The 11,058-nt window shown below is 67.6% G+C and carries 6 protein-coding genes and 1 pseudogene; 3 read left to right on the forward strand and 4 right to left on the reverse strand.

The features are described from left to right. The first annotated feature begins 447 nt into the window (after positions 1 to 447). Positions 448 to 4,353: an alpha-L-arabinofuranosidase family protein gene (locus AC5L36_RS13675; RefSeq protein ID WP_441215846.1), complete on the forward strand. Its 3,906-nt coding sequence runs from the start codon at positions 448 to 450 to the stop codon at positions 4,351 to 4,353. A gap of 453 nt (positions 4,354 to 4,806) precedes the next feature. Then, entirely contained in the window at positions 4,807 to 7,626 is a 2,820-nt protein-coding gene (locus tag AC5L36_RS13680; RefSeq protein ID WP_441215847.1) for an RHS repeat-associated core domain-containing protein, read from the forward strand. 144 nt (positions 7,627 to 7,770) lie between these two features. On the opposite strand, the gene AC5L36_RS13685 is transcribed toward AC5L36_RS13680, so the two are convergent. Both AC5L36_RS13685 and AC5L36_RS13690 read right to left on the reverse strand, forming a co-directional pair. Further along, positions 7,771 to 8,247, reverse strand: coding sequence for a nitroreductase/quinone reductase family protein (locus AC5L36_RS13685; RefSeq protein WP_441215848.1), 477 nt, complete (start codon positions 8,245 to 8,247; stop codon positions 7,771 to 7,773). Next, positions 8,244 to 9,023, reverse strand: a complete 780-nt coding sequence (locus AC5L36_RS13690) for a glucose 1-dehydrogenase (protein ID WP_441215849.1) — start codon at positions 9,021 to 9,023, stop codon at positions 8,244 to 8,246. Before AC5L36_RS13690 ends, AC5L36_RS13685 begins: the two co-directional genes overlap by 4 nt. Before the next feature lie 144 nt (positions 9,024 to 9,167). On the opposite strand from AC5L36_RS13690, the gene AC5L36_RS13695 reads away from it, so the two are divergent. Then, positions 9,168 to 9,812 carry a TetR/AcrR family transcriptional regulator gene (locus tag AC5L36_RS13695; RefSeq protein WP_441215850.1) on the forward strand — a complete coding sequence of 215 codons (645 nt, stop codon included), beginning with the start codon at positions 9,168 to 9,170 and terminating at the stop codon, positions 9,810 to 9,812. Positions 9,813 to 9,893: 81 nt separating this feature from the next. On the opposite strand, the gene AC5L36_RS13700 is transcribed toward AC5L36_RS13695, so the two are convergent. Beyond that, positions 9,894 to 10,562 (reverse strand): class I SAM-dependent methyltransferase, encoded by a 669-nt coding sequence (locus AC5L36_RS13700; RefSeq protein ID WP_441215851.1) that lies wholly within the window; start codon positions 10,560 to 10,562, stop codon positions 9,894 to 9,896. A 384-nt stretch (positions 10,563 to 10,946) separates the two neighbouring features. Beyond that, positions 10,947 to 11,058: pseudogene (locus tag AC5L36_RS13705) on the reverse strand (IS481 family transposase); the annotation flags it as partial.

Below are 11,058 nucleotides of genomic sequence, written 5' to 3' on the forward strand. Positions count from 1 at the left end.
TCGCTGGCGCTCGCCGGGATCCCCGGCCTCCGCTGCCGGGCCCGCGGTTCAAGCCCACACCCGGTCGTCGCAGCGGCAGGCGCCGGCGGGTCGGTGGCCGGGGGTGGTGTCGCGGACGCATTTGCTCTGCTTCCGTATAGGAGGCGGCCCGGCTTTCCGATGCCTGGACACGGGTGCCTCCCATAGGGAAGCAGAGCAAATGCCCGCGCACGCACGACCCCGGTCCCGGGGTCGTGGCCGCGTCGGTGGCGCCACTCCGGGTGGGTGCGGGGTGAGCTCACGAACCGCGGCGGGTGAGGCCGCGGGAGCGACGGTCCGGACCACGACGGGCATCGCGGTAGCCCAGGTCGGTCCAGGTTCAGATGTTCGGGGCCGCGGAGGCCGAAGCCGCCGTGACCCCGAAAGCTCCATAGACCCCGCGCGGTACCTCTTAGCGAAGGAGACGCCATGTACCGCACCTTGCTTCGAGCCTTTCTCGCCATCTGCCTGATCGTCTCCACCATCGCGATCGGGCAACCAGCCTCCGCCGCCGCCGCCAACATCATCTCCGTCGACGCGAGCGCACCGGTCGGTGTCGTCCAGCCCGGCGTCACCGGTCAGATGATGGAATGGGCCTCCGACGAGATGAACGGCGCGTGGGCCGAACGCGTCGCGAACCGCTCGTTCGAGGCCGAGCAGACGACCTCGGCCCGCAGCACCGTCTACGACGGGTTCACCGGCTCCACTGTGGACGCGTCCCGGTGGACGCCGGTAAGTCTCGACGGCGTGCCCGCCGGGACCGTCTCTACGGCCGGCGGAAACGCGGTGATCACCGCGAGTGCCCCCGGACGGTGGGGCATCATGAGCAATACGGTCCCGCAGACCCGGTACAAGACCGTCAGTGTGGAGACGAAGGTCGTCTCCTACACCGGGACCAACGCCATTCTCAGCGTCTACGGTGGGACCGGCGCCGGCGACTTCAGCCACTTCGCCGAGTTCGCGATCGAAGGTGGCGTGCTGAAGGTCTTCGCCGACGGCCAGCCCACCTGGGTCGGCGGCGCCGCCTCCACACCGGCCACCCTGCGCGTTGACGTCTCGGGTCTGGCCGGAACAGCACGCAACCTCGGCTTCTACTACAACGGCACACTGGTGCACACGCTGTCCGGCTTCACCGGCCTGCCCTCGACCTATCGCGCCCTTCTCTACGGCTGGAGCGGCACGGTCACGGCCGACTACCTCACGGTGACGCCGGACGCGACCTACGACGCGTTCGAGGGCAGCAGCCTTTCTCCACAGTGGACACCCACTCGGCTGGAGGGCGCCACCAACGGCACGGTCGCGGTCGGCGGCGGCACCGCCACTGTCACCGGCGGTGCGAACTCCCGCTACGGAATCATGTCGGATCACATCCGCAACAACGCCGTCGACTGGACCACCGTCGATGCCAGGTTGACCAGCGTCACCGGCGTCAACGGCCTGCTGAGCATCTACGGCGGCGCCGGAGCCGGCGACTTCGGCAAGTTCATGGAGTTCGGCGTGGAAGGCGGTGTCGCCAAGGTCTTCACCAGCGACGGCAGCGGCAACTTCACCGGCGGGGCGGTGACCCTGCCGGCAACCCTGAGCGTCCAGATCAGCCCGTACTGGTCAAACGGCCGGCTGTTCCGGTTCTTCGTCAACGGCGTCCGGGTGCACGAGCTGGCCACCCGGTTCGACGTGCCCGCGCCCGACTTCCGGCTGTTCCTCTACGGCTACGGCACGTCGACCACCAACTGGGACTACGTCAACGTCAAGCAGGTGCACATGCTCGACCGGTGGGACAACCACTTCGAGGGCGGGCCGGGCATCAGCGCCGCGTGGACCAACTCCACACTGGCCGGTGGCTGGGGCACCTCGAGCATGTCCAACAGCCAGATGGTCGTCAACGGCGCCGCGAACAGCCGCTACGGCATCATGTCGCAGCCGATCTCCGAAGGCGACGTGTACGACTACACCGTCGAGGCCAAACTCGACTCGTACACCGGCACCAACGGACTGCTCAACATCTACGGCGGCACGGGCCGCGGCGACTTCTCCAAGTACGTCGAGTTCGGCGTCGAAGCCGGAACGCTGCGCGTCTTCGGCGACGGCATCACACCCTGGACCGGCCCGGCGATCAGTCTCCCCGCCGTCCTGCGCGTCGAGGTCGGCCGGTGGACCGCCGGTGGACGCACGATCAACTTCCTGGCCAACGGTCGGCTCGCGCACAGCGTCACCACAACCGCGGTCCCGAACGGCGACTACGCGGCCTTCCTCTACGGCTTCGGCACGTCGGTCACCAAGTGGGACTACCTGACCTGGTGGCGCACCGACGGCTGGACCGAGGACGGCTACGCCGACCAGGCCGTCTACACGCAGGACCGGGCCGGCTACAACGGCACCTACGCCCAACGCGTCGACATCACCCAGCACACCACCGGTCGAAAGGGCGTCAGCCAAGGCGCCATCGCGGTGACCGCGGGCCGCGCGTACCGGGTCAGCGCCTATCTGAAACAGACGGCCCTCAGCAGCCCGGTCACCGTGACCCTCGGACCCGACGTGGGCGACAGCGCAAGCTATCCCGCGTACGCGTCCACGACGTTCACCGGGCTCGGGGCGGGATGGGCGAAGTTCACCGCGACCCTGACCCCGAACACCACCGACCCGTACGCGAAGCTGTTCCTCGGCACCGCCGGCACCGGTACATTGTGGATAGACATGGTCAGCGTCATGCCCCTCGACCCGGCCGAGGTCACCCTCGGCGGCTGGCGCAAAGACTTCGTCGACGCCCTGACCGCGTTGAAGCCGGGCGCGATCCGCTGGCCCGGCGGCATCATCGCCGACAGCTACACCTTCACCGACGGCATCGGCGCGCGCGACAACCGGCCACCCATGCACTACAACCAGTGGGACGCGCTGTGGCTGACCAACGACGTCGGCACCGACGAGGTCCTCGCGCTCGCCGAAGCCCTCGCGATCCCGGTCTACCTCAACGTCAACTGGGGCCGCGGCACCCCAACGACCGCCGCCAACTGGGTCGAGTACACCAACGGCGGCACGTCCACCACGTACGGCGCCCAGCGCGCCGCCAACGGCCGCAGCCAACCGTGGAACGTGCGTACGTGGGAGATCGGCAACGAGGTCTGGGGATCCTGGACGCCCGGCTGGACCAGCGCGGCCAACTACGCCGCCAGCTACAACATCTTCCACGACGCCATGGCCGCCAAGGACCCGACGATCGCGTTCATCGGCGAGGGCGGCGACGGCACCAACAACGACCAAACCTGGAACACCACCGTCCTGACCACCTCGGCCAGCCGCATGGACCACCTGTCGGTGCACTACTACAGCCCACAGCCGTTGCCCGCCAACTACGACAACCTCACCGTCTACCAGGCATCCGTGGGCGCCCCAGCGGTGATCGGCGACCGCATGGCCACCGCAACCGACACCGTCCTCGCCAACAGTGGCGGTCGCGACATCAAGCTCGCCGTCACCGAGCACAACGCCATGTACTTCAACGAGGAACACCGCCGCACCCGCACCCTCGAAGGGGCCCTACAGGAGGCGGGCCTGCTGAACCTGTTCGTGCGCCGAGCCGACGCCAACGAACTCAACGGCGCGTCCGCGCTGGTGAACTTCTGGGATGGCAGTGCGATCCGGCTGGCCAATCGCGGCAGCTTCGTCACCCCCGGCTACCTGGTGCAGAAGCTGGCCGCCACCCAACGGGGGCCGCTGCTGCTGAACACCAGCCTCACCGGGCCGACCTACAACGCGCCGGCCGTGGGCAACCTGCCCGCCCGCGGCGGCGTGCCCATGCTCGACGTCACCACCACCCGCTCGGCCGACGGCACCAAGCTCTACCTGTCGGTGGTCAACCGCGACCCGTCGGCCGGGCAGACATCCACCGTCAACCTGACCGGCGCGGGCACGATCGGCTCCACGGCGAGCGTCGCCACCGTCAACTCGACCGGCTATCTCGACCAGAACACCTGGCAGAACCCCAACCTCATCCAGACCACCACCAGCACCCTCACCGGCGTTGGGGCGAGCTTCGACTACACCTTCCCGCCGCATTCGTACACAGTCATCACAGTCACCATCGGCGCGAACCCGATCGCCGGACCCACCGTCATCGGCCGGGTCACCGCCACCAACGGCACACCCATTGCCGGGGCCACAGTGGACGCTGGTGGCGGACTCACCGCCACCACCGACGGCGCCGGCTACTACCGCATCACCGCACCCGCGGGCACGTACACGCTCACCACCTCCAAGACCGGATACACCACGGCGGTACGCACAGCCGTGGAGGTCTCGGCGCTCGGTGCGACACCACTACCGATCCGGCTCAGCTGACGTTTTCCAGCCGGTGCGGCGCCACAGCGGCGCCGCACCGGTCGCTACGGCCGGGCGCATTGTTGGTCATTCGGCGCGTGGCATGGCGTCGACCGGCTTGGACACCGCGAATGCGCACTGAAGCCTAAATGAAGGCGCGGTTGCGTAGGTTCGGCCGGTCGGATCTCCCAGCAGAGGAGGAGTCTCATGATACGTCCACCATCGCGCGGTCCGACGCTGCGTGCCCTCGTCGGTGGCACAGCGACGGCGGTGGTCGCCGCGCTCTGCGCGGTCGTGGTGACGCCGACCGTCGCCGGAGCGGCGCCTCCCGAGGTTCCACTCACGGCGTGGATACCCGGGTCGGCCAATCGGACCATCGTGGGCGGGGCGCCGCCGAACCTGCCTCCGCAGGACGTCACGGGGCAAACGTCTTCCTGCCGTATCCGCGCATGGGGAGTTTTGCCGGATTACCCGATGGAGCGGTTCCGCATCAGTGACCGGTTGCAGTTCGGGGTGAACCTCTCCGCCGGAACGCTCTGGATCGACCACCGGGATCTCACCGTGCGCGGCACCGGGATCACGTTCAACCTCCAGCACTCGTGGGGCTATCTGGACAAGTGGCATTTCAACGCCGGGGCGTCGATGGCGCTGGATCTGTCGTCCTCGGGCGTGGTGCGTATGCCGGTGGACGGCGGCGGCTGCGTGGAGTTCCGGCAGAACGCCAACGGCACCTTCGGCCCCGGCAGCAACGGCATCCGGGCGACGCTGACGAAGAACAGCGGCGGCTCCTTCACGGCCCGGTTCATCGACAGCGGCGAGACCTGGGCATTCAACGCGCACGGGTGGCCGCTGCACCGGGCCGACCGCAACGGCAACGCCATCACCTACTACTTCAACAGCGACGGCACGCTGGCCTCGGTCGCGGACTCACAGGGACGGGTGACCCGGTTCGTCAACAGCGGGGGGCGGATCAGCCGGGTCACGGATCCCAGCGGTGCGGTGGTCGGCGACTACACGTACGACGCCGACGGGCGGCTGATCGGGTTCACCAACCGCGAGGGCGGGTCCGTCAGCATGACCTACGACGGCAGCAGGCTGAAGACCCTCACTGATCAGGCCAGCCGGGTATGGCGCTTCACCTTCACCGCCCTCGGTGAGGTGGCGCAGGTGACGACCCCTCGCCCCGCAGGACCGGTCGACACGCTGTTCGCGTACGACAGCGATACGCAGACCACACAGACCGATCCGAACGGCAACAAGACCATCTACACGTTCGACGCCCTAGGGCGCCAGGTCCAGGCCAAAGATCCCCTGGGCCATTCGCAGTCGCGGACGTGGACCGCCAGCAGCGACGTCCAGGCCGTCACGGACGGCCTGCAAAACTCCACGACCGGTGTCTACGACAGCCTTCGGAACCTGATCTCCACCAAGCTGCCCACCGGCGCCACCACCACCTTCGGCTACGCCAACACCGCGCTGCCGAACCTGCCCACGTCCGTCAAGGACCCGGCCGGCAACGAGCTGACCCGCGAGTACGACGCGGCCGGCAACCTCACGAAGATCCGCTCTACGCCGCTGGCGGTCGACGTGGAGGTGCGCGCCTACAGCGGACCACGGGCACTGCTCACCTCGCGGAAGGACGCCAACGGCAACATCACCGAGTTCACCTACGACGCGCAGGGCAACCTGACCGCCGTCGTCCCGCCCCTGCCGATGGGGCAGACCCGCTACACCTACGACTCCCTGTCCCGGATCACGAGCATCACCGACGGCGCGGGCAAGCGCATCGAATACCACTACGACCGGCTGGACCGGATCGTCGCGATCAGCCACAGCGGCGTCGCGCTACAGGCGATGACCTACGACTCGCTCGGCAACCTGACCAAGCGGGAGACGGCGGAGGTGACGACCCGCTTCGCCTACGACACCCACCCCACCGGCTCGCAGGTCACATCGGCGGCCCGCACGCAAGGTACGGCCACCGAGACGGTGACCTACACCTACGACAAGGCGGGGAACCTCACCTCCCTCACCGATCCGGGAGGCACCACCCGGTACGGCTACGACATCGCGTACCGGCTGACCTCGCTGGCCGACCCGTTCGGGCAGACCACCACCTTCGGCTATGACGCGGCCGACCGGCGCACGTCCACGACGTTCCCCGGTGCCGGCACCCAGACCAACGGCTACGACGGCGCGGGCCGCCTGACCAGCCTCGCCGTCAGCAACGCCGCCGGCACCGAGCTGCTGCGGGTCACCTACCGCTTCACCACCGCGGCCGGCGCCGACACCGATCAGATGCAGAGCAAGTCCGTGCGGAGAGGGAACGTGATCTCACCCACCACCACCTACGAGTACGACCAGTTGCGCCACCTCACCAAGGAGACACTGACGACGTACACGGTGGACAAGGCGGACAACATCACCGCGATCAGTTCCTTGACCAGCACGTCCAACCGCACGTACAACGCGGCCAACCAGCTGGTCGTCATGGAGAACACGACCCAGTTCTACGACGGTGCGGGCAACGTCACCAGCTCCACCACCCCGAACAACAACTTCTGGTACTCGTCGACGAACCAGTGGATCCGGGGAGCCACCGCGCAGGGCGTCGAGATCTTCGCCGCCAGCTACGACTCCGTCGACCAGACCGAGCCGCGCACGATCAGCGAGAACAACAACGGCGTCGCCACGACACACGTCTTCACCCACACCGCTCTCGGCATCACCAGCGCTGTCGTGAACGGAGCCCGCACCAGCGTCACGCGCGACCCCGACGGCCGCCTTGTCACCGAGAAGGCCGGGGCCACGCGCTACAACCTGATCACTGACCACCAGGGCACCGTGCTGGCGCTGCTCGACACCAGCGGTGCGCTGGCGGCCCACTACACGTACACGGCGTACGGGCGGAACAGCTCCTCCGGAGCCGGTGCGACAAACCCGTTCCGGTACCTCGGCAACTACTTGCTCGACAGCGGAATCGCCCTGTTCGGGCTCCGCTACTACAACTCCTACTGGGGGCGTTTCACCTCGCCAGACCCGACTGGGCAAGAACGCAACGCATACGCCTACGCCCAGTCCGACCCGATCAACCGGATGGACCCCACCGGCGACCTCTCCTGGAACGACGTAGGTCGCTTCTTGGACCGCGCCAAAAAGATCGTCGACAGGTACGAAAAGGTGAGCGACCTCGTTTGCTACGTCAAGGAAGCCGCGAGCGACACCGACAACTCCTGGGCCGACGAGGGTCATGACTTGAACGAGTGCTTCAACCCCGTAGCCGACCTCTACTAAGACCAGACGACGCGTCGGCAGACCGTTCAGAAATCGCTGGAGGCGGTGGCGGCCCGGCCACCGCCTCCAGCGCGCTGCCTGGCCATGTCACCACAGCGGCGGTGCCGCCGGCCGTCCGGCGCGTCCCTGTCGAAGGATCCGCGATCACGGCCGCTGGCGGAAGCTGATGCGCATCAGCCGACTGTCAGCCCAGTCTTCGAGCCGAGTCGGCCGGATGGTGCCGGGGTCGTGGGGCTGATTGAGATCCGCGACGATCTCCGCCAGCACGGCCTGACGTTCAGCTGGGTCGGTGACAGGCGTGGCCCGGGCGGGCAGATCCGCGCGGATCCCGTTCTTGAGGTGGAAGGTGAAGTGGGGATTGGCGAGAAGGTTCGCATGCCAGTCGGTCGCTCCGCCGCCGGCGCCGCTACACAGGTAGGTCGTGCCCGCAGCTCGGTAGAAGAAGATCTCGATGCGGCGTGGCCGGCCGGTGCGGCGGCCCAGCGTCGTGATGTCGATGATCCGTTCGCTGGTGCCCGCGGCGGGTGTGATCTCGATGGCTCGCCGGATGTGATCGGGCAGGTGCGACAAAGACGCGTCACGTGCGGCGTCGCTCCATCCGGTCGTGTCTGGACTGCTCATGTGGTCTCGGTCTGAAGGGCGGGCCCGAGGAGGAGTCCACCGTCGATGACGTACTCCGACCCCGTGATGAACGACGCGTCTGATGACGTGAGGAACAGCAGAAGCCGGGTGACGTCGGTCGGCTCCCCGAGCCGGGGGATGGCGAACGGCTCGGGTGAGTAGAAGTCGGCGATTGCCGCGGTGGCGCCGGCTGCTGGTTCGTGGATGAAGGGGGTCGCGATCACGCCGGGGTGGATGGTGTTCACCCGGATGTGGTCCCGGCCGAGCTCGAGTGCTGCCGTTTGGGTGAGGCCTCGCACGGCCCACTTGCTGGCGACGTACGGCGCGTAGTGCGCCGTGCCGCCCAGGCCCATCGTCGAGGCGATGTTGACGATGGCTCCCCCTGCCGCGCGGCGCAGAGCGGGGGCGGCGACCTTGATGCCGAGGAAGGTCCCTGTGAGGTTGATGTCGAGGATGCGCGACCACGTGGCCTGGTCCGTGTTCTCGATCGGCGCCGGCGGGTTCTGGACGCCCGCGTTGTTGACGAGCACGTTCAGGGCGCCGAAGGCGCTCTCGGCGGCTAGCACAGCGGCGGACCACGAACTCTCGTCGGTGACGTCGAGGCGGGCGAACCGAGCGCGGGTCCGGAGCTCGTCGGCGAGAGCGGCGCCGCGTTCGGTGTCGATGTCGCCGATCACCACGTTCGCTCCCTCCGCGTGAAAGGCGCGTACGTGGCTGGAGCCCTGGCCACCGGTCCCACCGGTCACGAGCACGGTCTGGTTGTCGAAGCGGGGCATCAGCTGTTCCTTCGGTACGTGGGTGACTGACCGGGATCATCGGCGATGAACGGCGGCCGACGGTGAGCCCAGCGACTCACCACTGCCTTGAGACTAGGTTGGCGGCAGTGGTGAGTCAAGCCACTCACCTCGTATGCTCAGTCCATGAGCAGTGTCGTACCGACGTACCACCAGCGCGTCGCCCAGGAAAAACGCGCGCTGATCGTGACGGCCGCGACAGCACTGTTCCTCGAGTTGGGCTACGACCGGACATCGCTGGCGCGGATCGCAGAGCGCTCGGGTGTCTCGCGGGCCACCTTGTTCAAGCAATTTCCGAGCAAGGCCACCCTGTTCGACGCCATCGTCACCGAATCCTGGTCAACCGCTGACGAGGAGGATCCTCCGCCGGCAGGCAACGTCGTCGAGGGGCTCAGCGCCATCGGTCGCCGTTACGCCGAGCTGTTGAGCCGGCCCCAGATGACCGACCTGTTCCGGATCGTCATCGCCGAGCTGCCGCGGTTCCCGGAGCTGGCCCATGCGCAGTTCTCGCACGGGAAAATGCCCTACTTCGAGTCCGTACGCAGCTACCTCCTGGCTGAGCACGAGGCGGGAACGGTGCGGATCGAGGACGCGGACCTCGCAGCCACCCAGTTCCTGGGCATGATCTCCAACTACGTCTTCTGGCCAACACTCCTAGTGCCGGGCTGGGAGGTTAGCGCCGAACGCGTCGCTCAGGTAGTCGACGAGGCCGTCCGCACCATCGCCGCCCGGTATGCCGTGACTGGACCAGGGGCGTCCACCAACGACTGAGCCCCGCCGCCACCAAAGGAGCTGATGCCTAAGCAGGCGAGGCTTCGACCACCGAATCCCTTATTTAGACGGAGATTTGAGCTAGCCTCGCCGCAGCGAGGCGGAGAAGAACCGCCAGCCCACCGTTCTGACGTCCGTATTCCAGCCGAGGGTGTCGAGGCGGGCGCGCAGTTCGTCTGGGGCGTAGAGGACCTTGACGGCGCGAAAGGCTTGGCCGCTGCCGACCACGCGGCGGACGGCCGGCGCGGACCGCCCAGGGGCCGGATGCTCCACGACGGCCACCGCCGGCAATTCGTCGATCACGAATACCCGGCCACCCGGCGCCAGACAATCGGCGACAAGCCCCCAGAAGTCGTCGAAGCGCTGAGGTGGCACATGTGACAACCAGGCTGAAAAGAAGACGAAGTCGTAGCGCTCTCGCGGCCGCCACGTGAACAGGTCAGCTTCGACAAGATGCACGTGGGCCGCGCCGACACGCTGGCGACAGATCGCCAATGCCTCAGGTGCAGCATCGACGGTGGTCACCGTCGTTGCATGGCGGGCGAGCTCGACGGTCCATTGTCCGGTACCGCACGCCAGCTCCAGCACCCTGCCGTAGGGTGCGAGCGCTTCCAACTCGGTCAAGAGCTGAGCCCGGGCGTCCGCGTCGGCCTGAGCGTCAAGCGGGTACGTGGCGTCGTACTCGTGGGCGCGTGTGCGGTAGTAGGCAATCTGCTCGGACAGCAGGCCCTCTAACTCGTCATCTGCCATGGGGCCAGGATGCCAGGCCCAGACTGGCAAGCCGTCGCGTCGACCTCCACCGAAGTGTGGGTCCCGAAGTTACGCACACAGAGGCCGCCCGATGAGGGGTAGGCACCAATCTCCTCGCTAAACGGGTCCCGCACTTGCGCACAAAAACCAGTCCGTCGTGGTCCAGACCGTTGCTCCCGCGGCCTCACCCGTCCGCCGTTGGTCGCGCTCACCCCTGCACGCAACCGGCCGGCAGGAAAGGGGGCGTGGTGACGGGCTCGCGCCAGGCGGTGGCCGACGTTTGTCCACAATGTCCCTTCCCGGATCAGCGATCCGGGAAAGCAACGGGGTTGTCGTCGCCGCAGGTAACCGCCACGAGGGTGTGAGCAGTGCGAGCTTCGAGATCTAGGTGTTGTGTCCGGAGAGGTTGGGTACGCGGGTGGCGGGTGGGCCGCCGATGGCGGTGTGGTGTCGGTGATGGTTGTACATGTGGAGCCAGTGGGGCAAGGCGGCGCGG

The organism is Phytohabitans sp. LZ39 (assembly GCF_059359075.1).